The following is a 22,089-nucleotide window of genomic DNA, read 5'->3' on the forward strand; positions in this document are numbered from 1 at the left end:
ACGAATTTTTAAGTTATCACTTATCATATGTCTGACAACTGCAGTAGAGTTGTCATCCCTCGGCTTCCAGGGTCGAGGCCTCATTCATTGTCCGGGGCGGCGTTGCCGTCCCACCTGACAGGAGAACGCCATGCTGAGTCTGACTGGCCACAATTACATCGGCGGTGAGCGCCGCGCTGCCGGCACCGTCGAGCACAAGAGCCTCGACGCCAGCAGCGGTGAAGCGCTGCCCTATACCTTTATCCAGGCCACGCCGGAAGAAGTCGACGCTGCCGCCCAGGCTGCCGCTGCCGCTTATCCGATCTATCGCAACCTGTCGGCCGAGCGCCGTGCCGAGTTTCTCGACGCCATCGCCGACGAGATCGATGCCCTCGGTGACGATTTCGTTGCTCTGGTCACCCGTGAAACCGCACTGCCTGCTGCCCGCATCCAGGGTGAGCGTGGTCGTACAAGTGGCCAGATGCGCCTGTTCGCCAAGGTGCTGCGTCGTGGTGACTTCTACGGTGCGCGCATCGACCGTGCCCTGCCGGATCGTCAGCCGCTGCCGCGCCCGGATATCCGTCAGTACCAGATCGGCGTCGGTCCGGTCGCGGTGTTCGGTGCCAGCAACTTCCCGCTGGCCTTCTCCACCGCCGGTGGCGATACCGCTTCGGCCCTGGCTGCCGGCTGCCCGGTAGTGTTCAAAGCGCACAGCGGCCACATGGCCACTGCCGAATGCGTGGCCGATGCAGTGATCCGCGCCGCCGAGAAAACCGGCATGCCCAAGGGCGTGTTCAACATGATCTTCGGCGGCGGCGTCGGCGAGATCCTGGTCAAGCACCCGGCCATCCAGGCCGTTGGCTTCACCGGTTCGCTGAAAGGCGGTCGCGCCCTGTGCGACATGGCCGCTGCCCGTCCACAGCCGATCCCGGTATTCGCCGAGATGTCCAGCGTCAACCCGGTGATCGTCCTGCCGGGCGCCCTGAAGGCACGTGGCGCCACCGTGGCCAAGGAGCTGGCCGGCTCCGTGGTACTGGGCTGTGGCCAGTTCTGCACCAACCCGGGCCTAGTCATCGGCATTCGCGGCGCCGAGTTCAGTGACTTTGTCGCCGGTCTGGCCGACGCCATCGGCGCGCAGCCGGCGCAGACCATGCTCAACGCCGGTACCCTGCGCAGCTACGCCGGCGGTGTCGCGCAGTTGAACGGTCATGCCAAGGTCAGTCATCTGGCGGGAAACGAGCAGACCGGTAACCAGGCCCAGCCGCAACTGTTCAAGGCCGACGTCAGCATGCTGCTGGAAGGCGACCACCTGCTGCAGGAAGAAGTCTTCGGCCCGACCACCATCGTCGTCGAAGTCGCCGACAGCGCCGAGCTGACCCGTGCCCTGCAGAGCATGCACGGCCAGCTGACCGCCACCCTGATCGCCGAGCGTGAAGACCTCACCGCCTTCCGCGACCTGCTGCCGTTGCTGGAAGTCAAAGCCGGCCGTGTGCTGCTCAATGGTTACCCGACTGGCGTGGAAGTCTGCGACTCCATGGTCCATGGTGGCCCGTACCCGGCGACTTCCGATGCTCGCGGCACTTCGGTCGGCACCCTGGCGATCCACCGCTTCCTGCGTCCGGTCTGCTACCAGAACTACCCGGACGAGGTACTGCCGGAAGCGCTGCAGAATGCCAACCCGCTGGGCATTCAGCGTCTGGTCGACGGCGTGCACAGCCGTGACGCGCTGAGCTGATCCGGACGCTGTAACGAACAATGCCGCACCCGTGAGGGTGCGGCATTGTTCATTCTGAAGGCTGCGTCTTTATTTGGCAGCGGCCTGGGTTTTCTCCACCGCCTGGATGATCACCTTGGCCACATCGGCCGGACGCGATTGCTGTGGCACGTGGCTGGCGGCGACCTCGGTGGTTTGCGCACCGAGCTTCTTGGCGAAGTCGCGCTGCATCTCCGGCACGATCATGCGGTCATCGCTGGCGACCAGGTACCAGGACGGCTTCTGCTTCCAGGCTGCGACGCTGGTGCGCTCATCGAACGCCGCTGCGCGGATCGGGCCTTGCGTGGCGGTCATCACCGCGGTTTGCGCGGCTGGCAGGTCCTGGGCGAAGTCGGCGGCCATGCCCTGCGGTGTCAGATACAGGAAGCCATTCTTGTCCGCCGCGATCTGGCTCGAGCCCGGAGCGGTGCGGTAACCGGCGTACAGCTCACCGCTGGACTGGCCGGCGTTGGGCGCGAACGCGGCGACATAGACCAGGCTGCGCACTTTCTCGTCGGCCCCGGCCTCGGTGATCACCGTGCCGCCCCAGGAGTGGCCGACCAAAACCACGTCGCCGTCCTGGTTGTTCAGCACGCGCTGGGTGGCGGCCACGTCATCGACCAGCGAGGTCAGCGGGTTCTGCACCACGGTGACTTTGATGCCTTTTTCCTGCAGCAGCGGCACGACCTTGGCCCAGTCGGAGCCGTCGGCGAAGGCACCGTGGACGATCACCACCGAGGGCTTGGCCTCGGCAGCCTGGGTATTGGCGGCGAAGAAGGGGCTGGCAATGGCGAGGGCCAGGATCAACGGCTTGGAATTGAACATGATTGAATCTCCTGTGCTTGGGGGAGTTCAGTGTCGATAATGCGCCGGTGTCCCGGTATCGGTCGTTTATCCGAGGTCTGCAAAAAAGGAGAGCTGCATGGTGAGTGACGCCGTCGCGCTGGAAGACGCCATGCTGGCGCTGGCCATGGTCGGTGACCTGAGCATGGGCCAGCCCATCGATCAGTCGCGCCGTACCGCGCGACTCGCGCAGTGGCTGGTGCAGGCCAGTGGCGGCGAGCCGGCGCAGATCGATGCGGCCCGCCAGGTGGCGCTGCTGCGCTGGTCGGGCTGCACGGCCAACGCCGAGGGCTTCATGCGCCTGTTCGGCGACGATGTCGGCGGGCGCCGCGACATGCTCGCGCACACCCTCGATGCCGCCGGTCAGCGCGCCATGTTGCGCACTACACCATTGGCCGTGGTGCACTGCGAAGTCGCCGGCGAGGTGGCCCGCACCCTCGACTTGCCGGGGCAGGTCGAGCTGGGGCTGCGGCACATCTTCGAATGCTATGACGGCAGCGGCCGGCCGCTGGGCCTGCGTCATCCCGATATTCCGCAGGTGGTCTATCACGTGGTGCTGGCCGGCGATCTGGAAATCCTCTCGCGCGCCCATGGTCTGGAGGCGGCGCTGGAATGGATCGGCGCGCAGGGTGATCGCCGCTATCCCGCTGCCCTCGCCGCATTGCTTATCCGTCACGCAGCGGATTGGCTGGACGCACTGCGCACGCCCGAGGGCATGCGGCCTGGCGTCGGGCCGCAGGTCTCGCTGACCCTGGTGGGCGACGTGATCGATCTCAAGTTGTCCTGGTTGGCCGGCTATTCACGCCAGGCTGCCAGCCTGGTGCGCGATGCCGGCCGGCTGTGGGGCTTGCCCGAGGATCGCCTCGACATACTCGCCAAGGCGGCGCTGATCCATGGCCTGGGCCGCGCGGCCGTGCCCAATCGAATCTGGAGCACGCCCGGCCCGCTGCTCGAAGGCGACCTCGAATCGGTACGCCTGGTGCCCTACTGGACGCACCGCGCCTGCAGCCAGATCGGCGGCCTGAGCGAAGCCGGACAGCTGGCCGCGCATGCCTACGAACGGCTGGATGGCAGCGGCTATTTCCGCTCGCTGAGTGGTGATGCCCTGAGTGGAGAACACCGACTGCTGAGCGCCGCACTGGCCTGGCTCGCATTGCGCGGCGAGCGCCCCTGGCGAGCGGCTCTCAGTGACGAGCAGGCCGCCGGCGTATTGCTGGATGAAGCCGAGCAGGGCCGCTTCGACCCACGCGCCTGCCAGGCGGTTATCAGCGCTGCGCACGGCGAGCAGGCGCCGCTGGCCAGCAAGCCCGGCAACGGCCTGCTCAGCGAACGCGAGACGCAGATCCTGCAGCGCATCAGCAGCGGGGCGAGCAACAAGGAAGTGGCGCGCGACCTGGGCATCAGCCCGAGCACGGTGCGTACCCATGTCGAGAGCGTGTTCCGCAAACTGCAGTGCTCCACGCGCGCAGCGGCGACCTTGAAGGCGCTGACCTTGGGGGTGATTTGAGCGATCAGTCGCCCCCTCCACCGCCCCCATCGCCTCCGCCGCTGTAGTCGAAGCCTCCGTCAGTGAAACCTGAGCCGGCGTCCTGTCCGCTCAGGCCGCTGTGCTTCCTCTTGCGTAGCGATGGCCTGGGGCGTGAGCGTCGCCAGGAATAGATGCACAGCACCACGAAGGCGCCGGTGATCAGTAGCAGAATGTCCATATGTCTTTCCTTCCTTCTCTGTCGACGATCCTAAGGGGGCTATGGCATTCAAGGTCAGCGAGCAGGGTATCGGCGTCGGTTCTCGACGCGTGAGCACAGCAGCTTATACAAGAGCTGGCACCGTGAACTGAAACTCCGAGCCCTCACCTGGCTCGCTTTCGACAGCGATATGTCCGCCATGGGCTTCCACTATGCCTTGGGTAATGTACAAACCAAGCCCGGTACCGGTTGGATTGCCATCCTTCGCCGTCCAGTAACGGTCGAACACATGAGGCAGGTGTTCCTTGGGGATGCCCTCGCCGGTGTCGCGCACGGTAAACACGATGTCGCCGCCGACAGATTTCGCGCGGACGCCGACCTTGCCCTGTCGTGGGGTGAACTTGATCGCATTGCCGATCAGGTTCGAGAGCACCTGAAACAGCCGCTCTGGATCCGCGTGAATCCGCAGATCGGGATCCGCCTCGAAGGAGATGCTGATTTCCTTGTCGAGGGCCAGCGGTGCGAGCAGCGATTGCGCTTCTTCGAACATGTGCCCGACGTCGAGCTTCTGCGGGGTGATGGTGTAGCGCCCCGCGTCGATCTTCGACGTGTCGAGCAGGTCCTCGAGCAGGGTATTCATCCGTCCGGCGGCCTGCTGCATGGTGTCGAGTGCCGTGGCGATACGTCGCGAGGTATGCGGACCGTCGGAACTGAAGGTCTTCTGCATCATGCCGCAAAGCATCGAAATCACCGTCATGGGATTTCTCAGATCATGCGATACCACAGCAACGAGTTCGTCACGGGCACGCACCGCCTCCTGCTCGCGGCGTACTTGCCGGGCAAGGTCATGTTCCAGCGCCGAGCGACGCAGGTCGTTGGCTGCGAACAAATCCCCGTGGCTCCACTTGGTTGAGATCCCAGCCATCTCGACCTTCCAGATTTCGAAGGATGTACGAGGCCGCAAACGCAGGCCGGCATCGGAATTTTCCAGATCCATGGGTTTGCGCGGATCACCGCTCCAGTTGACGCTCTCCTTTACCTCCGGCCGAAACCACATCACACCGTTATCCACCGGTTTGGGCAGACTCATCGCGAGTACACCGCTCGCCAAATGCGGATACTGCTCGGCGGGTGGGTAGACGCCAGCAAGGTGGTGACTGGAAAACACCGGCTCGCCTCTTTCCTGCAACCATCTGTGAAGCGCCCGGATTTCCTGAGGCTCCGGACAATTGCCGTAGCGGTGTAACTGTTTGTCTTCGATGATGGCGACGCCGCCGGCGCCCGTCAGCGCCATCAGCACCTCAGGTCGTCCCGCCAGCCCATCGAAAATGTTCTGCGGCGAATCAAGCATTGCCTGATTGAGCAGCGTCAGCTCATCGATCTTCTCTTCACGCTGGCGGTTGATCTCCAACGACTCCATGGCGCTGATCTGCAACGACAATACCTGGCCGATAGTCTGGCAGGCGCTGCGCAGCTCATGCGGTACGTGCAACGGCTGGCGATTACCGCAACTGATCAGGCCCCAGAGTTTGTCGTCCTTGAGCAGGGAGATACTCATCGACGACAGCACCCCCATGTTCTTCATGTACTGGCAGTGAATCGGTGAAACGCTGCGCAAAGTAGCGAAGCTCAGGTCCAGCGGGGTCTGCGTGTCGGGTCGCAGCTTCGGTACCAGGGGCACTGGTTGGTAATCGGCATTGGGGATGATTCGCAGCCAATTGGTGCGATACAACTCACGAGCTTGCTCGGGGATATCCGAGGCGGGGAAGAACAAACCATTGAAGGCCTCCATTGACGGGGCGGAGGCTTCAGCGATGACCTGACCATGGCCCTCTTCCTCGAAGCGATAGATCAGCACCCGGTCATAACCGGTCATCGCCTGAATTTCCTTGACGCTGATGTCATACAGCTCTTGCAGCGTGGTCGCCATTTGCAAGCGCTGGAGCATGCGTCCCAGATTGGTGTTTAGCCCTGCGATGTTGCGCGGCTGGAAATTTTCGACGTGGAGTTCCAGCTCCATGATCAACACGCCCTGATGCCGGTGTAGCAAGCCCTCGAAGATCGTTCCATTGATGTGAAAGTGCAGGGGGCCTGCGTCGGCGAACGCTGGCCACACCAACGCCTCGCGTACTGCTTCGGTATGGGCCTGGCCAATCAACCTGTGTAACGGCTGGCCGATCAGTTCTTGAGGCGTGCGCGCCAGCAAGGTTTCGACGTTGGCGCTGATCTGGATGATCGCAAGGTCGGGCTCGCTGAGTGTCAACAGCAAACCATGGGGTTGAATCGCCCCGGGGAAGCGGATGGGCTCGTCGGCGCAGTTGGCCAGCAAGTCCTCAAAGGCATCTTTGTTCTGCGGGGTCATATCAGTACCTCTCTGCTTTCAAGCCAGCGCTCGAAACAGCTGAATGTGGCTTGGGCTGCTATGACAACAGCCTTGCGTTCGACCGTATCCAGCGGTCGACTACTCAAATAATCAATGAAATTGCGCCAACGCCGCCCTGTGTCCGCCCCGTAAATGTCAAGAAATGCCGCGCCGTTGTCGGCATTCAGGTCCAGCCGTGAAGCCATTTCCCGACGCAGGATTTGTCCACCCAGCGTTGCTCCTTCGAGGACATACAGAACGCCCAGATTGCTGGCTTCGCAGTCGATCACGGGCAATGACTGGCAGATCGGCAAACACGCGATGGCCTCGGCTGACAGGCCAAGCGCATGCAGGTCTTTGCGCAGGGTCGGCGCCTTGAGACGGGGCACCAGATCGAAGTCAGTTGGCGTCGCGTCGCCGTCGAGCAACGCGTGTTCAAGCGGCAGGTAGAAGCCGTAGTACGCCTGCATCAGCCGTTGAAAGGCATGCGTGTCGAAACGGGCTGAAAAAAAAGGGAGTTTTTTTTCCAGACTGACGTGCAGTTCCACCGTTTCGGCCCGCAGATCTTGCAGCACCGGCGGCACAGGAACCTCGCGGGCCTTGGCTTGCATCTAGATCGCTCTTGTGAGGGCCTCGAGTGCCCAGGTTTTAAGATGGGCAGGGCCGAACACCCTACCACGCGAGCGATTCCCAAGCTCAAACAGCTCAAACAGCTCAAACAGCTCAAACAGCTCAATCCGAATGAGTGCGCCGCTGAGGTGTTGAAGGGCGGTCCGGGACCAGTAGACCACTACAGGGCAGCATAGTGCTGATATTCGGTGGCCTGACCAAACGAAAAAGGCCCCAGGTTTCACCTGGGGCCTTTCGCTATCTGGCGCATCCGGCGGGATTCGAACCCACGACCCCTGCCTTCGGAGGGCAGTACTCTATCCAGCTGAGCTACGGATGCGTTGCGGGCGCAATCATACGCATCTCGGCGGTTAGCGTCCATTCTGCATGAGTGTTCATTATTTAAAACGCACTTTACACTTTTTGCCCCTTGAGAGACCTGTTCGGCAAGTTTTTTGTCATTCTTTCGTCGATTTAGCCCCTTCGGGTATTGCCCTTTGCCCGTGCCGCTCATAGGATTCGTTTGAGATTTCAAACGCAGTGTTCAGCCATCTAGAACCCTTCGCCAATCCGCCACTCTGAACCCATTACAGGCCCACGTAGCGCTGCGCGTTACGTGGAATGTGCTCAATGACTCCACCTCGACGCCTGGGCGTCGGAATCTGAAGGAGACTGCCATGCAACTGCAAGACGCCCAACTGTTCCGCCAGCAGGCCTATATCGACGGCCAGTGGCTCGATGCCGACAGCGGCCAGACCATTGCCGTGAACAACCCGGCGACCGGCGAGATCATCGGTCACGTGCCGAAGATGGGCCGCGCGGAAACCCGCCGCGCCATCGAGTCTGCCGAGAAGGCCCTGCCGGCCTGGCGCGCGCTGACCGCCAAGGAGCGTGCGAACAAACTGCGTCGCTGGTTCGAGCTGTTGATGGAGAACCAGGACGACCTGGGCCGCCTGATGACCCTGGAGCAGGGCAAGCCGCTGGCCGAGGCCAAGGGTGAGATCGCCTATGCCGCCTCCTTCATCGAGTGGTTCGCCGAAGAGGCCAAGCGCGTCTATGGTGACGTGATTCCGGGCCATCAGCCGGACAAGCGCCTGATTGTGATCAAGCAGCCGATCGGCGTCACCGCCGCTATCACCCCGTGGAATTTCCCGGCGGCGATGATCACCCGCAAGGCCGGCCCGGCTCTAGCTGCCGGTTGCACCATGGTCATCAAGCCGGCCTCGCAGACGCCGTTCTCGGCGCTGGCGCTGGTCGAGCTGGCCGAGCGTGCCGGCATCCCCAAAGGCGTGCTGAGCGTGGTCACCGGTAGCGCCGGTGAAGTCGGCGGCGAGCTGACCAGCAACCCGATCGTGCGCAAGCTGTCCTTCACCGGTTCGACCGAAATCGGTCGCCAGCTGATGGCCGAATGCGCCCAGGACATCAAGAAGGTGTCGCTGGAGCTGGGCGGCAACGCGCCGTTCATCGTCTTCGACGATGCCGATCTGGACGCCGCCGTGGAAGGCGCGCTGATCTCCAAGTACCGCAACAACGGCCAGACTTGCGTATGCGCTAACCGCATCTACGTGCAGGACGGCGTGTATGACGCCTTCGCCGAGAAGCTGAAGGCGGCGGTGGCCAAGCTGAAGATCGGCAATGGCCTGGAAGATGGCACCACCACCGGCCCGCTGATCGACGAGAAGGCGGTAGCCAAGGTGCAGGAGCACATTCAGGACGCGCTGGCCAAGGGCGCCAAGGTCGCGCTGGGCGGCAAGCCGCACGCGCTGGGTGGCACCTTCTTCGAGCCGACCATTCTGGTCGACGTGCCGAAGAGCGCCGCTGTGGCCAAGGAAGAAACCTTCGGCCCGCTGGCGCCGCTGTTCCGTTTCAAGGACGAGAGCGAAGTGATCGCCATGGCCAACGACACCGAGTTCGGCCTGGCGTCCTACTTCTATGCCCGTGACCTGGGCCGCGTGTTCCGCGTGGCCGAGGCGCTGGAGTACGGCATGGTCGGCATCAACACCGGCCTGATCTCCAACGAAGTCGCGCCGTTCGGCGGCGTCAAGGCGTCCGGCCTGGGTCGCGAGGGTTCCAAGTACGGGATCGAGGATTATCTCGAGATCAAGTACATGTGCCTGGGCGGGATCTGAATTCGGAAACCTGATGGTTTCCAGAGGGGGGCAAGGCGCGAAAGAGCGTGCGGCGCCCCCGGTGGTACCGAGTGAACCTTCTACCTCCCCGCCGGCCCGGTGCAGTCGATCATCGTATGCTGCACCGACCACCCGCCGGGGGCATTCATCCTTTTACCGAGCCGCCCGATGACGGCCATGAGGACACCATGAGCAAGACCAACGAATCCCTGCTGCAACGCCGCCAGGCCGCTGTACCGCGCGGTGTCGGTCAGATCCACCCGATCGTCGCCGAGCGCGCCGAAAACGCCACCGTGTGGGACGTCGAAGGCCGCGAGTACATCGACTTCGCCGGCGGCATCGCCGTACTGAACACCGGTCACCTGCACCCGAAAGTGGTCGCCGCTGTCCAAGAGCAGTTGGGCAAACTGACCCATACCTGCTTCCAGGTGCTGGCCTACGAGCCCTATATCGAGCTCTGCGAAGAGATCGCCAAGCGCGTACCGGGCGACTTCGCCAAGAAGACCCTGCTGGTCACCTCCGGCTCTGAAGCGGTCGAGAACGCGGTGAAGATCGCCCGTGCCGCCACTGGCCGCGCCGGCGTGATCGCCTTCACTGGCGCCTACCACGGCCGCACCATGATGACCCTGTCGCTGACCGGCAAGGTGGTGCCGTACTCCGCTGGCATGGGCCTGATGCCGGCTGGCGTGTACCGCGCCCAGGCACCGTGCCCGCTGCATGGCGTCAGCGAGGACGAGTCCATCGCCAGCATCGAGCGCATCTTCAAGAACGACGCGCAGCCGCAGGACATCGCTGCGATCATCATCGAACCGGTGCAGGGCGAGGGCGGTTTCTACGTCAACTCGCCGGCCTTCATGCAGCGCCTGCGCGCCCTGTGCGACCAGCACGGCATCCTGCTGGTCGCTGACGAAGTGCAGACCGGCGCCGGCCGTACCGGCACCTTCTTCGCCACCGAGCAACTGGGTGTGGTGCCTGATCTGACCACCTTCGCCAAGTCCGTCGGCGGCGGCTTCCCGATCTCCGGCGTGTGCGGCAAGGCCGAGATCATGGACACCATCGCCCCCGGTGGCTTGGGTGGCACTTACGCTGGCAGCCCGATTGCCTGCGCCGCGGCCCTGGCCGTGCTCAAGGTGTTCGACGAAGAGAACCTGCTGGCGCGCTCCAACGCCGTGGGCGAGACGCTCAAAGCAGGTCTGAAGACCATCGCCGAGAAGCACAAGGTGATCGGTGACGTGCGTGGCCTGGGTTCGATGGTCGCCATCGAGCTGTTCGAAGGCGGTGACCACAGCAAACCGGCGGCCGAGCTGGTCGGCAAGATCGTCGCGCGCGCTCGTGAGAAGGGCCTGATCCTGCTGTCGTGCGGCACCTACTACAACGTCATCCGCTTCCTGATGCCCGTCACCATCCCTGACGCGCAACTGGAAAAAGGCATCGCCATCGTCGCCGAGTGTTTCGACGAGCTGGCCTGAGCTGAAACGGGCTGTCGTCGATAGCCGTTGCGTTGTAATGAAGAGACCCGCTTGATGCGGGTCTTTTTTTGCCAGCCTCTTTTGTAGTGGTTGGCGATGTAAACCGATCGTTTTACCTTGGCTCCATGAATAAAGATGCGCAGTTGATTTTCGCGGCCGAGCAGTTGTTCGACCATCAAGGCTTCAATGCCACTGGCATGGATCACCTGGCCAAGGCGGCGGGGATGTCCAGTCGCACGTTGTACAAGCATGCCGGCAGCAAGAACGAGTTGATTGCCGCCGTGCTCATGACGCGTGGCCAGCGCTTCCTGCAGCGCCTCGAGGTCGACAGCGTCGAGGCACTGTTCGATGCCCTGGCCAGCTGGATGAACGAAGAGGGGGCGCGCGGCTGTCTGTTCCTGCGTGCGCAGGGTGAAAGCGCTGGCGAAGTCGAGGAAATCACCCAGGTCGTTGCCGCGCACAAGGCGAGCTTCAGTGACAAGGTCAGGCAGATCATCACGCAGCAGATCGGTGCGCCGGTCGCCGATGAGTTGCTCGAGCAAGTCGTGATTCTGTTCGAGGGTGCGACCGCTACCGCCAGCTATCGCGGCGTGAGCGCTGTGGCGAGTGCGCGCAAGGCTGCGAGTCTGCTGATCGCGCAGGCGCAAGCATGACTGCTGGGGTACGCCTCGGGTTTGCCGGGTTCGGCCTTATCGCCGTGTGCTACGGCTTCGCTCGTTTCGCCTTTGGCCTGTTCCTGCCGCAGATCGATGCAGACCTGGCTCTGCCGGAGGCGGTAGCGGGGTTGATTGCCGGTGGCTCTTTTCTGGGTTACTGCATCGCCATCGTTATTGCCGCGCAGTTGACCGAGCGCGTCGGTGCCCGAGTCGTCGCGGTCAGCGCGGCTCTGGTTGCCGCGGCGGGCATGGCCGGCATTGCCATGGCACCTTCGGCATCCTGGCTTGCCGCAGCTGTGCTGCTAGCGGGGGCGAGCACCGGCCTGGCATCGCCGCCGATGGCCGCAGCAGTGGCGGCCACCATGCAGCCGGAGCGCCAGGATGCTGCCAATACGGTGATCAACGCCGGCACCAGCGCAGGGGTGATCCTCTGTGGTCCGGTGGCGCTGCTGCTGGGTGCCGAGTGGCGCCTGGCTTACGCGGTTTTCGCCGCTGCCGCCTGCGCCGTGGCGGTAATCACGGCCTTCTGCGTGCCGCGAACGACGGGCTTGCAGCGCCGGCATCCGGCGGGACGACCTGTGTTCAACGTGGCGCTGCGGCGCCTGGTCTTTGCCTCGCTGTTGATGGGGGTAGCGAGTACCGCGCTGTGGTCATTCGGCAGTCAGATCGTGGCGCTCCGTCTGGGATGGGAAAGCGCTGGTGCGGGGTTGCTCTGGGTCGTTATCGGCGCGGCCGGCATCGCTGGCGCCGCTGCCGGCAGCCTGATCGCAAGGCTGGGGTTGGACAGGGTTCACCGCCTGTTTCTGGCGATGCTGGCGATTGCCATCAGCCTGGTCGGCTTGGTGGCTTCGCCGGCTCTCACGCTCGCGGGCGGCGCCCTGTTCGGTGCGGCATACATCATGCTGACCGGGGTCTATCTAGTGTGGGGGGTGGCGGCTTTACCCGGGCGTCCGGCCACCGGTCTGACCATCGCCTTTCTCAGCATCGCCATCGGTCAGACGCTGGGCGCGCCGGTTTTCGGGTTCGTCGCAAGCGGGCTGACGATGGCGCATGCGGTCGTGCTGTTCGCGTTGCTGGCGCTTGTAGCGGGCATCTCGCGTTCGGTCACCGTCGACGTGATACCTGCTCGCTGAGCAACGCCGCATACACCAAACGTGTAGGAGCGGCGCTCCGCCGCGAACCTGTACGACGCGGAATCGAAGAGTTTCGCCCCGGGACGGGGCTCCTACGAAAAGTGGCTTGGCGGGCCTTGTCTGATCGGCATCAGGCCAAAGGTTGCCCGCAACAGGAACTGGGGCGCTTACGTGGGCTCGAAGATCACATAGACCTTGCGGCAGGGCTCGAGAACTTCCCAGGTGCCGGAGAATCCGGCGGGAATGACGAAGCGGTCGCCGGCGCGCACGGTCCTGGCGTTGCCATCGACATCACGCAGCACGGAAACGCCCTGGAGGATCTCGCAGTACTCGTGTTCGGTGTAATTCACCGTCCATTGGCCGACAGCACCTTCCCAGATGCCGGTGCTGAACTGGCCGCAGGGGCTGCTGTAGTGATTGCGTACGTTCTGTTCGGGATCGCCCTTGAGCACCTTTTCCGGGGCCGGGCGATAGTGTTCGGGGGCCGTGCCGGCCTGGGCGAAGTCGACGATCTGCTCGATGTTCATCTGGCGCTTCCGTGGTGATCGGTGGCGATGCGCACACAGCCAGCGAGGCCGCGGCGAAAGTCGCGTCGCCGCAGTCTATGTTTAAAAAAACGAACATGACAAGGGCTTTTGCCAGTCTTTGTCAAAAATATTGAAAAGCCCCAGCCCAGTGGTTTAGTGTGGCGCACAGGATTCGGCCAGCGAACTGGCCTTGCAGAATTATTGACAGTGCGCGCCTTTGCCGGGTGCCACTTCCACTCTATATGAGGATGCCGGAATGACTAGCTTGACTCGTGCCGACTGGGAACAGCGCGCTCAGAACCTGACCATCGAAACCCGCGCCTTCGTGCAGGGCGAATACCGCGATGCGCAGTCGGGTGCGACCTTCGAGTGCATCAGCCCGGTCGACGGCCGCCTGCTCGGCCTGGTGGCCAGCTGTGATCAGGCTGACGCCGACGCGGCGGTGGAGAATGCGCGTGCCACCTTCGATTCCGGTGTCTGGTCGCGCCTGGCGCCGGCCAAGCGCAAGAAGGTGATGATTCGTTTCGCCGAACTGCTCGAGGCGCATGGCGAGGAGCTGGCGCTGCTGGAAACCCTCGATATGGGCAAGCCGATCAGCGACTCGCTGAGCATCGACGTGAGCAGCGCGGCCAACGCCATCCGCTGGAGCGGTGAGGCCATCGACAAGATCTACGACGAAGTCGCTGCCACCGCCCATGACGAACTGGGTCTGGTGACGCGCGAGCCGGTCGGTGTGGTTGCGGCCATCGTGCCGTGGAACTTCCCGCTGCTGATGACCTGCTGGAAGCTCGGCCCGGCGCTGGCCACCGGCAACTCGATCATTCTCAAACCATCCGAAAAATCGCCGCTGACCGGCATCCGTATCGCCCAGCTGGCCATCGAGGCCGGTATTCCGGCCGGTGTGTTCAACGTGCTGCCGGGCTTTGGTCACACCGTGGGCAAGGCGCTGGCGCTGCACATGGATGTCGACACCCTGGTGTTCACCGGCTCGACCAAGATCGCCAAGCAACTGATGATCTACGCCGGTGAGTCGAACATGAAGCGCGTCTGGCTGGAAGCGGGCGGCAAGAGCCCGAACATCGTCTTCGCCGACGCGCCGGACCTGCAGGCTGCTGCTGAGTCCGCTGCCAGTGCCATCGCTTTCAACCAGGGCGAGGTGTGCACCGCTGGCTCGCGTCTGTTGGTGGAGAACTCCATCAAGGACCAGTTCGTACCCATGGTGGTCGAGGCGATCAAGGCCTGGAAACCAGGCCACCCGCTGGACCCGGCGACCAACGTCGGTGCGCTGGTCGACACCACGCAGATGAACAACGTGCTGGCCTACATCCAGGCCGGCCATGAGGATGGCGCCAAGCTGGTGGCTGGCGGGAGCCGGGTGATGGAAGAAACCGGCGGTACCTATGTCGAGCCGACCATCTTCGACGGCGTGAGCAACGCCATGCGTATCGCTAAGGAAGAAATCTTCGGCCCGGTGTTGTCGGTGATCGGCTTCGACACCCAGGAAGAAGCGGTAGCCATCGCCAACGACACTATCTACGGCCTGGCCGCGGCGGTATGGACCAGCAACCTGTCGCGCGCCCATCTGGTGGGCAAGGCACTGCGCGCCGGTAGCGTGTGGATCAACCAGTACGATGGTGGCGACATGACCGCGCCGTTCGGTGGCTTCAAGCAGTCCGGCAACGGTCGCGACAAGTCGCTGCATGCGTTCGACAAGTACACCGAACTGAAGTCCACCTGGATCAAGCTGTAAGGGCAGCGGGGCGATCTCTAGGTAATCGGCTCTCCTCCCATTCATGGGAGAAAGGCTGGGAAGACAGCGAAACTGCCGGCTAACTCGCTCCCGAAATCTGCGGCCGGGCTCCCTGAGGAGCCCGGCCGTTGTCTTTGCAACGCTCACCTGATCAACGACGATGCTCAGCCAAGCGGGTAGTCCGGATGGAATCCGGGCAAGATCGGGCGGCGTAGCAGACTGCCCCGGATTTCACCCGGGCTACAGGGCAGCTCATTAACCAAGGAACTCGGCAATGCGTTGGGGCACCTACTTCGCGGTTTGTTCAGCGGTCATCAGCATCGGTCTGGCATTGGGCGTGACCATGCCATTGGTCTCGCTGCGTCTGGAGAGCTGGGGCTACGACGCCTTCGCCATTGGTGTGATGGCCGCGACACCGGCCGTCGGTGTGCTGCTCGGCGCCTCGCTGGCGGGGCGCTTGGCCGCGCGTTTCGGCACCACGACCCTGATGCAGGCGTGTCTGCTGCTGGGGGCCGTGTCGGTGGCCCTGCTGGCACTGGTGCAGAGTTACGCGGTGTGGGTCGCTCTGCGCCTGTTCATCGGTGTAGCGCTGACGGTGGTGTTCATCCTCGGTGAGAGCTGGATCAATCAACTGGCCGTGGAAAAATGGCGTGGACGCCTGGTCGCCCTGTACGGCACCGGCTACGCCCTCAGCCAGCTCAGCGGCCCGCTGCTGCTGACAGCGCTGGGCACCGACACCGATAGCGGTTTCTGGACTGGCGTCGGCTTGCTGGTCGGTGGTTCGCTGATTCTGCTGGGGCGCACGGGTGCCCCGCACGTTGATGAGCACAGCGCCTCGGGGCGCGGGCTGTCTTTGTTCTGCCGCAAGATGCCGGCGATTGCCTGGGCGGTGATGCTGTTCGCCGCGTTCGAAGCGATGATGCTGACCCTGTTGCCGGTCTACGGCCTGCGCCAGGGCTTCACCCAGGAAGTGGCGCTGTTCATGGTCAGCGTGGTGGTGGTCGGCGATGCGGTACTGCAGTTGCCGATCGGCTGGCTGGCCGACCGCATCTCGCGGCAGACGCTGTTCCGCTGCTGTGGACTGGTGTTGCTGGTGTCCAGCCTGGCGATTCCGGCGCTGCTGCATACACCGTTGATCTGGCCGCTGCTGGTGGCGTTCGGCGCCAGTGCCGGCGGTCTGTTCACCCTGTCGCTGATTCTGATCGGCGAGCGTTACCGCGATGACGAACTGGTGCGGGCCAACGCCCATGTCGCGCAGCTATGGGGCATCGGTTGCCTGATCGGGCCGCTGACCACTGGCGCCGTCAGCCAGTGGGTCAGCGGTCATGCCCTGCCGTTGTTGATGGCGGCTGGCGCAGCCGTGTTCGTCGCTTTGGCGTGGCGCGGTGAGGGGCTCTCGGCGACACCTGCCGAAGAGCGGTCCTAGAGCATCCGCTCCAGACCGATGAACTCGGCGAACCAGGCATTGAAGCGGCGCCAGGCGTTGCCGGGTTCGCGGTGCAGCTCGTACTGGCGGCCATCATCTTCGCCCCGCCAGCGCAGCGCGCCATCGACCAGGCGCACCTCGTAACTCAGTGCCGGCTGCATGCCTTCCAGCGCCAGGGCTCGTACCTGCTCGCTGAGCTGCGGGCTGTCGATCAGTACGCCGACCTCGGTGTTCCATAACAGTGACCGCGGGTCGAAATTGAACGAGCCGATAAAGGCATAGCGGCGGTCCAGCACCATTGCCTTGCTGTGCAGGCTTGATTCGGAGGTGCCGCTGAAACTGTAACTGGCGTCGCGGCCGGGCTGCCGACGCAGCTCGAACAGGCGCACGCCGTGCTCCAGCAGTTCGCGACGGTAGGGGGCGTAGCCGCCGTGCACGGCCGGTACGTCGGTGGCATCCAGGGAGTTGGTCAACAGGCTAATGCTCACCCCACGATCGGCGTGGTTGGTGAGGTAGCGCGTGCCGTTCTCCGCTGGCACGAAGTAGGCGGAGACCAGGATCAGCTCCTCGTGCAGTTCGCTTAGCCTGGGCGCCAGCTGACTGGCCAGTAGCAGTTGCGGGTCCGGTTCGCCATCGGCCAGGACCTTTGCGGGTGCGTCCCACAGAGCCTGCGCGGGGGCCCAGGTCAGTTCTTCAAGCCATTGTTGCAGGCGTGGTTGCTCGCGATAGGCCAGCAAATGGCGATACAGCTCATGGCGCTGCTCGCGTGCCCGGTCCAGGTAAGTCTGCAGCTGCCGACGAGCCTTGGCCAGGTCGCGTTCGTTCGGTGGCCAGTAGAGAAACTGTTGGATCGGTTTGCTCAGCGCGCTGTTCCAGTACTGATCGAAGCTGTGCGCCAGCTGTTCGGCCACCGGGCCGACGGCCAGCAGGTCGATGTCGGTGAAGTTGCGGCTGGGTTCGGCATCGAAATATTCGTCTCCGAGGTTGCGGCCGCCGACGATGGCGGCGCTGCTGTCGGCCAGCCACAGCTTGTTGTGCATGCGCCGGTGTTGCCGGCCCAGGTTGAGGGCGCGGCCCAGGGTGCGGGTGACGCCGGTGGCGCGACCCAGGTGCAAGGGGTTGAATACCCGCACCTGGACGTTGTGATGTGCGGCGAGCAGTGCGATCTGGTAGTCGTGGCCGTCGCTGCTGGTGTCGTCCAGCAATATCCGGATGCGCACGCCGCGGTCGGCGGCGGCCAGCAGTTCGTCGATCAGCGCGCGGGTGCTGAGCCCGTCATGGACGATGTAGTACTGCAGGTCGAGGCTGCTGCGGGCGGCGCGGATCAGCTCGGCGCGAGCGGCGAAGGCCTGGTCGCTGGCGGCCAGCAGATGAAAGCCGGACTGTCCCGGGTGTCGCGCCGTCTGGGCCTGAAGTTGCTGGCCGAAGGACGAGGCTGCCGGTGACAGCGCGTGGCTGGGCTGTATGGGGTAGGTGCCACTGCAGGCAGTCAGTACCGGCAACAGGGCTACCAGCAGGAAGTGGCGCACTCCGGCCTCCGCGTAAGAACGTCCGTCATCCTCAGACGCCCGTTTGCGGCTAAAGATTCAGCCGCTAAGTTCGCTGAGCAGTTCGCTGATGGTCATGCCGATCTGCCGCACGGCTGCCTCGATGGCCTCGCTGGGCGGCTCGGCGTAGTTCAGGCGGATGCAGTTGCGGTACTTGCCGGCTGCCGAGAAGATGCTGCCGGGGGCGATCTGGATCTTGTGCGGCAGCAGCGCGCGGTTGAGTTTCTGGCTGTCGAAGCCCTGCGGCATCTCCACCCACAGCATGAAGCTGCCCTGCGGACGGCTGACCCGCGTACCGGCGGGGAAGTAGCGGCTTATCCAATCCACCATCAGGTCCCGGCTACGCAGATACTGGGCGCGCATACGGCGCAGGTGAGGTTCGTAATGACCGTCACGCAGGTACTCGGCCAGTGCCACCTGCGGCAGCTGGGCAGTGCTGCCGGTGCCCAGATATTTCATGTGCACCACCTGCTCCAGATAACGCCCCGGAGCGATCCAGCCGACCCGCAGGCCCGGCGCCAGGGTCTTGGAGAAGGAGCTGCAGAATAGCACGCGACCGTCTTCGTCATAGGACTTGATGCTGCGTGGGCGCGGGTAGCTGTAGGCCAGTTCGGCGTAGACGTCATCCTCGATGATGGCCACGTCGAAGCGTTGCGCCAGAGCGACCAGGGCGCGTTTGTTGGCCTCCGGCATGATGTAGCCGAGCGGGTTGTTGCAGTTCGGGGTGAGCTGAATGGCCTTGATCGGCCACTGCTCCAGGGCCATTTCCAGCGCGTCCAGGTTGATGCCGCTCAGCGGGTCGGTGGGCAGCTCCAGCGCCTTCATGCCGAAGCCCTTGAGCGCCTGCATCACGCCATGAAAGCTCGGCGAGTCGACCGCGACGATATCGCCGGGCTGGCAGATGGCACGTACCGCGGCCGACAGGGCTTCGTGGCAGCCGGTGGTGATCACCAGATCCTCAGCCGCCACCTGACAGCCGGAGTCGAGCATCAGGCGGGCGATTTGCTCGCGCAGGCGGTTGTCTCCGCGAATGCCGCCATAGGTGAGGATGTCCGGGTCCTGGCGCCGTGCCTGGCGCGACAGGTTGCGTAGCAGCGGTTTCAGCGTCGGGCTGCTGATGTCCGGGCGCCCGCGGCCGAGCTGCAATATGTCATGTTGCGGCGAGCTGCTGATCAGCTCCAGCACATGGTCCCACTGCGAGACCTCCACTGGTCGCTGCGCCGCCCGGCTGATCTGCGGCAGCGCTGGTACCTGCCGCTCCAGCGGTACGAAGTAACCGGACTTCGGACGTGGCGAGGCCAGGCCCATGTCCTCCAGATGGCGGTAGGCCTGCTGCACCGTGCTGAGGCTGACGCCGTGTTCCTGGCTCAGGCTGCGCACCGACGGCAGGCGATCACCGGGGCGGTAGAGGCCCTGCTCGATACGTGTGCCCAGCAGTTGGGCCAGATTCAGATAGAGCGTCATGACAGTTATCCGCAATGCTCAGGCTGTGTGGTTTGGCCAGTACAGATTCATGCGAAAAATCCAATTCAGCGGGATTTCTGCGGGATCTGTATGGAGTTAATAAGAGTTCTTTGGATCTGTCATGTATTTTCTTGCGACGGCATTCTGATCTCCCATGACAGAAGACGACGGGAGAATGACGATGACCAGTTTCAGCAAGACAGACTTTATCGGTGCCAGCACGCTCGTGCGCAGCACTGCCGAACCGCATGAGACGCGCTACTTCGGGCGCAACTGGCCGGCCTTCTGGCGTCGCCTGAATACCCGAGGCATGCTGCGCAAACTCAATGACCAGCAGTTGCGTGACATCGGCCTGACCCGCGCTCAGGCCGAGCGCGAGGCGAACCTGCCGTTCTGGCGCCTGTAGCCCGGATGCAATCCGGGGCCGCGTTCGCCACATCGACTGCCGCAGGAGCGGCTTCAGGCCAATGCAGTTAGCTATGCCCCCAACGCATGGAACTTGTAGGAGCGGCGCCCCGCCGCGAATCCGTACGAAGCGGACTCGAAACGCTTCGCCCCGAGGCGGGGCGCCTACTCAAAGCGGTTTGGCGAGCCTTGTCTGATCAGCATGAGCCTGCGGGCTCCGGTTTTCGTTGAGCGCAGGTCATGTGTAGGAGCGGCGCCCCGCCGCGAACCGATACGACACGGATTCGAAAAGCTTCGCCCCGGGGCGGGGCTCCTACGCAGAGCGGCTCGGGGAGCCTTGGCTGATCAGCATTAGGCTTCAGCCGCGATCATGCCTACAGCAGCTCTTTCAGTCGATGCCAGGCCATGCCCAGGGCCAGGAGCTGCGAGCGCAGATGCTTGCCGCCGGGGAAGGTCATGTGTGGCACCTTGCCGAACAGATCGAACCCCTGGCTAGCCTGGCCGGCGATGGCTTCGGCGAGCAGCTTGCCGGCCAGGTGTGTGGCGTTGACCCCGTGGCCGGCGTAGGCCTGGGCGTGGAATACGTTGGGCTGATCACTGAGGCGTCCGATCTGCGGCATGCGGTTGGCACCGATACCGATCATGCCGCCCCACTGGTAGTCGATGCGCACATCGGCCAGTTGCGGAAACACCTTGAGCATCTTCGGTCGCATATACCCGGCGATATCCGCCGGGTCGCGGCCGGAGTAGTGGCAGGCGCCGCCGAACAGCAGGCGGCGGTCGGCGGAGAGGCGGTAGTAGTCCACGGTCACGCGTTGGTCGCACAGCGCCATGTTCTGCGGGATCAGCTGACTTGCCTGCTCCTCGGACAGCGGCTCGGTGGCGATGATGTAGCTGCCGGCCGGCAGCACCTTGCCGCTGAGGCCCGGGTTGAGTCCGTTGATATAGGCATTGCACGCCAATACCAGATACTTGGCACGCACCTGGCCGCCCGCCGTGTGCACACGCACTTCGCTGCCATAGTCGATACGCGTGACTGGCGACTCTTCGAACAACTGCACGCCCAACGACTGCGCCGCAGCGGCCTCGCCGAGTGCCAGATTGAGCGGGTGCAGATGCCCTGAGCCCATGTCGATCATCGCGCCATGGTAGTTGTCGGAACCGACCACCTCATGGATGCGTTCGGCGGAAATCAGGCGCAGCTCATGGCGATAGCCGAGGCTTTCCAGTTCGGCCTTGTCCTCGGCGAAGCCGTCGAGATGGGCCGGTTTGTTGGCCAGGTCGCAGTAGCCCCAGGTCAGGTCACAGTCGATCTGGAAGCGCGCGACGCGCTCACGCACGATCTCCACTGCCTCCAGGCCCATCAGCTTGAACTGGCGCACGCCTTCCTTGCCGACTACCGGCTCGAACTGTTCGACGTCGTGGCCGACGCCGCGAATCAGTTGTCCGCCATTGCGTCCGCTGGCGCCCCAGCCGATCTTGCGCGCTTCCAGCAGGGCCACCGAGAGGCCCTTCTGCGCCAGTTCGATGGCCGTGTTCAGGCCACTGAAGCCGCCGCCGACGATGCACACATCCACCTGCAACTCGCCACCCAGGGGCGGGTATGCCTGCTTGCGATTGACGCTGGCAGCGTAATAGGAAGCAGCATGCTGTGGGCTGTGGACGGGCTGGCGAACGCGGGCGTTCATGTGCGAAATCCTGATTTGAGTGTGTGGAAAATTCAACGCAGGATAAGCGCGTGATCCGTCTCACGCCAAGAGGCGAGCAGAAAAAAGCATGCTGCATGCCGCACCACGGCATTGAGGTAGGGCGCTTTCGGCTCTGGCATCCTTCTTCGCTCTACCTCCTGCATCCATGCAGTCGTAGCCGCGAAGGCAGAGCGCATTGCATTCGGGCCTGTGTGGCGCAGTAAACTGCCGCCTTAGCCTCAGGATGCCAATGATGAGTTGCACCGACCGCAAGATCGACTATCTGCGCCGGCAGATCCCGCGCTTCGACTGCGTGCCCGGCTGTCACGATTGCTGCGGCCCGGTCACGGCCTCGTCCGAGGAACTGGCGCGGCTGCCGGTGAAAAGCGCTGCCGAACACGACGCGGCGCTGGCCGAGTACAACTGCGTGCATCTGGGGCCGAACGGTTGCGAGGTCTACGAGCAGCGCCCGCTGATCTGCCGCCTGTTCGGCACCACGCCGAACCTGCCATGCCCGCATGGACGTGCCCCCGAGCAGCCCATCGAGCCGGCCATGGAGCAGCAGGTACACCGCCTGATCGCCACGACTCGGCAGCGCTTAGTGTAAGTACATGGAGATGATGGACGAGCTGCGCGTCGTCCAGGTTATGCAGCTGTGTGTCGC

At 63.7% G+C, this 22,089-nt stretch carries 18 protein-coding genes and 1 tRNA gene; 10 read left to right on the forward strand and 9 right to left on the reverse strand.

Annotated features, from left to right (window positions below):
* The first annotated feature begins 130 nt into the window (after nucleotides 1–130).
* Nucleotides 131–1,714 (forward strand): aldehyde dehydrogenase (NADP(+)), encoded by a 1,584-nt coding sequence (locus tag ACJRW5_RS19620; protein ID WP_484572172.1) that lies wholly within the window; start codon nucleotides 131–133, stop codon nucleotides 1,712–1,714.
* 69 nt (nucleotides 1,715–1,783) lie between these two features.
* Here ACJRW5_RS19620 and ACJRW5_RS19625 read toward each other — a convergent pair whose 3' ends face one another.
* Nucleotides 1,784–2,557, reverse strand: a complete 774-nt coding sequence (locus ACJRW5_RS19625) for an alpha/beta fold hydrolase (protein WP_484572173.1) — start codon at nucleotides 2,555–2,557, stop codon at nucleotides 1,784–1,786.
* Nucleotides 2,558–2,654: 97 nt separating this feature from the next.
* Between ACJRW5_RS19625 and ACJRW5_RS19630 the strand changes: the two genes are divergently transcribed.
* Nucleotides 2,655–4,082 carry an HD domain-containing phosphohydrolase gene (locus ACJRW5_RS19630; RefSeq protein WP_484572174.1) on the forward strand — a complete coding sequence of 476 codons (1,428 nt, stop codon included), beginning with the start codon at nucleotides 2,655–2,657 and terminating at the stop codon, nucleotides 4,080–4,082.
* Between the two features lie 4 nt (nucleotides 4,083–4,086).
* Here the strand turns inward: ACJRW5_RS19630 and ACJRW5_RS19635 are convergent, their stop codons facing one another.
* From ACJRW5_RS19635 to ACJRW5_RS19650, 4 genes are all read right to left on the reverse strand, one after another.
* Nucleotides 4,087–4,281 carry a hypothetical protein gene (locus ACJRW5_RS19635; RefSeq protein ID WP_484572175.1) on the reverse strand — a complete coding sequence of 65 codons (195 nt, stop codon included), beginning with the start codon at nucleotides 4,279–4,281 and terminating at the stop codon, nucleotides 4,087–4,089.
* A 103-nt stretch (nucleotides 4,282–4,384) separates the two neighbouring features.
* Entirely contained in the window at nucleotides 4,385–6,622 is a 2,238-nt protein-coding gene (locus tag ACJRW5_RS19640; protein ID WP_484572176.1) for an ATP-binding protein, read from the reverse strand.
* Complete coding sequence (locus tag ACJRW5_RS19645) at nucleotides 6,619–7,233, reverse strand: biliverdin-producing heme oxygenase (RefSeq protein WP_484572177.1); 615 nt, start codon at nucleotides 7,231–7,233, stop codon at nucleotides 6,619–6,621. The genes ACJRW5_RS19640 and ACJRW5_RS19645 overlap by 4 nt, the downstream gene beginning before the upstream one ends.
* A gap of 261 nt (nucleotides 7,234–7,494) precedes the next feature.
* A tRNA-Arg gene (locus tag ACJRW5_RS19650) sits at nucleotides 7,495–7,571 on the reverse strand.
* A 337-nt stretch (nucleotides 7,572–7,908) separates the two neighbouring features.
* On the opposite strand from ACJRW5_RS19650, the gene gabD reads away from it, so the two are divergent.
* The 4 genes from gabD to ACJRW5_RS19670 all read left to right on the forward strand — a co-directional run bounded on the left by gabD (nucleotide 7,909) and on the right by ACJRW5_RS19670 (nucleotide 12,618).
* On the forward strand, nucleotides 7,909–9,360 hold the full coding sequence (gene gabD / locus ACJRW5_RS19655) for an NADP-dependent succinate-semialdehyde dehydrogenase (RefSeq protein ID WP_484572178.1): 1,452 nt from the start codon (nucleotides 7,909–7,911) through the stop codon (nucleotides 9,358–9,360).
* 188 nt (nucleotides 9,361–9,548) lie between these two features.
* Nucleotides 9,549–10,829: a 4-aminobutyrate--2-oxoglutarate transaminase gene (gene gabT, locus ACJRW5_RS19660; RefSeq protein ID WP_484572179.1), complete on the forward strand. Its 1,281-nt coding sequence runs from the start codon at nucleotides 9,549–9,551 to the stop codon at nucleotides 10,827–10,829.
* 125 nt (nucleotides 10,830–10,954) lie between these two features.
* Nucleotides 10,955–11,482 (forward strand): TetR/AcrR family transcriptional regulator, encoded by a 528-nt coding sequence (locus ACJRW5_RS19665; RefSeq protein ID WP_484572180.1) that lies wholly within the window; start codon nucleotides 10,955–10,957, stop codon nucleotides 11,480–11,482.
* Nucleotides 11,479–12,618: an MFS transporter gene (locus tag ACJRW5_RS19670; protein ID WP_484572181.1), complete on the forward strand. Its 1,140-nt coding sequence runs from the start codon at nucleotides 11,479–11,481 to the stop codon at nucleotides 12,616–12,618. Before ACJRW5_RS19665 ends, ACJRW5_RS19670 begins: the two co-directional genes overlap by 4 nt.
* Before the next feature lie 167 nt (nucleotides 12,619–12,785).
* On the opposite strand, the gene ACJRW5_RS19675 is transcribed toward ACJRW5_RS19670, so the two are convergent.
* Nucleotides 12,786–13,145: a cupin domain-containing protein gene (locus tag ACJRW5_RS19675; RefSeq protein ID WP_484572182.1), complete on the reverse strand. Its 360-nt coding sequence runs from the start codon at nucleotides 13,143–13,145 to the stop codon at nucleotides 12,786–12,788.
* 256 nt (nucleotides 13,146–13,401) lie between these two features.
* Between ACJRW5_RS19675 and ACJRW5_RS19680 the strand changes: the two genes are divergently transcribed.
* A complete protein-coding gene (locus tag ACJRW5_RS19680) occupies nucleotides 13,402–14,895 on the forward strand; it encodes an aldehyde dehydrogenase (protein WP_484572183.1) in 1,494 nt (497 codons plus the stop codon).
* A 274-nt stretch (nucleotides 14,896–15,169) separates the two neighbouring features.
* Nucleotides 15,170–16,321, forward strand: a complete 1,152-nt coding sequence (locus tag ACJRW5_RS19685) for an MFS transporter (RefSeq protein ID WP_484572184.1) — start codon at nucleotides 15,170–15,172, stop codon at nucleotides 16,319–16,321.
* On the opposite strand, the gene ACJRW5_RS19690 is transcribed toward ACJRW5_RS19685, so the two are convergent.
* A complete protein-coding gene (locus ACJRW5_RS19690) occupies nucleotides 16,318–17,850 on the reverse strand; it encodes a phospholipase D-like domain-containing protein (protein ID WP_484572185.1) in 1,533 nt (510 codons plus the stop codon). The genes ACJRW5_RS19685 and ACJRW5_RS19690 overlap by 4 nt on opposite strands.
* Before the next feature lie 57 nt (nucleotides 17,851–17,907).
* Nucleotides 17,908–19,332: an aminotransferase-like domain-containing protein gene (locus ACJRW5_RS19695; RefSeq protein ID WP_484572186.1), complete on the reverse strand. Its 1,425-nt coding sequence runs from the start codon at nucleotides 19,330–19,332 to the stop codon at nucleotides 17,908–17,910.
* A 181-nt stretch (nucleotides 19,333–19,513) separates the two neighbouring features.
* On the opposite strand from ACJRW5_RS19695, the gene ACJRW5_RS19700 reads away from it, so the two are divergent.
* The gene (locus ACJRW5_RS19700) at nucleotides 19,514–19,738 is read left to right on the forward strand and encodes a DUF1127 domain-containing protein (RefSeq protein WP_484572187.1); all 225 of its coding nucleotides are present in this window, start codon (nucleotides 19,514–19,516) and stop codon (nucleotides 19,736–19,738) included.
* A gap of 373 nt (nucleotides 19,739–20,111) precedes the next feature.
* On the opposite strand, the gene ACJRW5_RS19705 is transcribed toward ACJRW5_RS19700, so the two are convergent.
* On the reverse strand, nucleotides 20,112–21,425 hold the full coding sequence (locus tag ACJRW5_RS19705; RefSeq protein ID WP_484572188.1) for an NAD(P)/FAD-dependent oxidoreductase: 1,314 nt from the start codon (nucleotides 21,423–21,425) through the stop codon (nucleotides 20,112–20,114).
* Nucleotides 21,426–21,678: 253 nt separating this feature from the next.
* Here ACJRW5_RS19705 and ACJRW5_RS19710 point away from each other — a divergent pair, with 253 nt between their 5' ends.
* On the forward strand, nucleotides 21,679–22,032 hold the full coding sequence (locus ACJRW5_RS19710) for a YkgJ family cysteine cluster protein (protein WP_484572189.1): 354 nt from the start codon (nucleotides 21,679–21,681) through the stop codon (nucleotides 22,030–22,032).
* Nucleotides 22,033–22,089 lie beyond the last annotated feature (57 nt).

It is taken from the genome of Pseudomonas pichavaramensis (assembly GCF_050473265.1).
Taxonomy (GTDB): domain Bacteria; phylum Pseudomonadota; class Gammaproteobacteria; order Pseudomonadales; family Pseudomonadaceae; genus Aquipseudomonas.

What these genes read in the sequence shown, in the direction of transcription:
- ACJRW5_RS19620 (WP_484572172.1), top strand. Translation starts at nt 131, where the DNA reads ATGCTGAGTCTGACTGGCCACAATTACATCGGCGGTGAGCGCCGCGCT.
- ACJRW5_RS19625 (WP_484572173.1), bottom strand. Translation starts at nt 2,557, where the DNA reads ATGTTCAATTCCAAGCCGTTGATCCTGGCCCTCGCCATTGCCAGCCCC.
- ACJRW5_RS19630 (WP_484572174.1), top strand. Translation starts at nt 2,655, where the DNA reads ATGGTGAGTGACGCCGTCGCGCTGGAAGACGCCATGCTGGCGCTGGCC.
- ACJRW5_RS19635 (WP_484572175.1), bottom strand. Translation starts at nt 4,281, where the DNA reads ATGGACATTCTGCTACTGATCACCGGCGCCTTCGTGGTGCTGTGCATC.
- ACJRW5_RS19640 (WP_484572176.1), bottom strand. Translation starts at nt 6,622, where the DNA reads ATGACCCCGCAGAACAAAGATGCCTTTGAGGACTTGCTGGCCAACTGC.
- ACJRW5_RS19645 (WP_484572177.1), bottom strand. Translation starts at nt 7,233, where the DNA reads ATGCAAGCCAAGGCCCGCGAGGTTCCTGTGCCGCCGGTGCTGCAAGAT.
- gabD (WP_484572178.1), top strand. Translation starts at nt 7,909, where the DNA reads ATGCAACTGCAAGACGCCCAACTGTTCCGCCAGCAGGCCTATATCGAC.
- gabT (WP_484572179.1), top strand. Translation starts at nt 9,549, where the DNA reads ATGAGCAAGACCAACGAATCCCTGCTGCAACGCCGCCAGGCCGCTGTA.
- ACJRW5_RS19665 (WP_484572180.1), top strand. Translation starts at nt 10,955, where the DNA reads ATGAATAAAGATGCGCAGTTGATTTTCGCGGCCGAGCAGTTGTTCGAC.
- ACJRW5_RS19670 (WP_484572181.1), top strand. Translation starts at nt 11,479, where the DNA reads ATGACTGCTGGGGTACGCCTCGGGTTTGCCGGGTTCGGCCTTATCGCC.
- ACJRW5_RS19675 (WP_484572182.1), bottom strand. Translation starts at nt 13,145, where the DNA reads ATGAACATCGAGCAGATCGTCGACTTCGCCCAGGCCGGCACGGCCCCC.
- ACJRW5_RS19680 (WP_484572183.1), top strand. Translation starts at nt 13,402, where the DNA reads ATGACTAGCTTGACTCGTGCCGACTGGGAACAGCGCGCTCAGAACCTG.
- ACJRW5_RS19685 (WP_484572184.1), top strand. Translation starts at nt 15,170, where the DNA reads ATGCGTTGGGGCACCTACTTCGCGGTTTGTTCAGCGGTCATCAGCATC.
- ACJRW5_RS19695 (WP_484572186.1), bottom strand. Translation starts at nt 19,332, where the DNA reads ATGACGCTCTATCTGAATCTGGCCCAACTGCTGGGCACACGTATCGAG.
- ACJRW5_RS19700 (WP_484572187.1), top strand. Translation starts at nt 19,514, where the DNA reads ATGACCAGTTTCAGCAAGACAGACTTTATCGGTGCCAGCACGCTCGTG.
- ACJRW5_RS19705 (WP_484572188.1), bottom strand. Translation starts at nt 21,425, where the DNA reads ATGAACGCCCGCGTTCGCCAGCCCGTCCACAGCCCACAGCATGCTGCT.
- ACJRW5_RS19710 (WP_484572189.1), top strand. Translation starts at nt 21,679, where the DNA reads ATGAGTTGCACCGACCGCAAGATCGACTATCTGCGCCGGCAGATCCCG.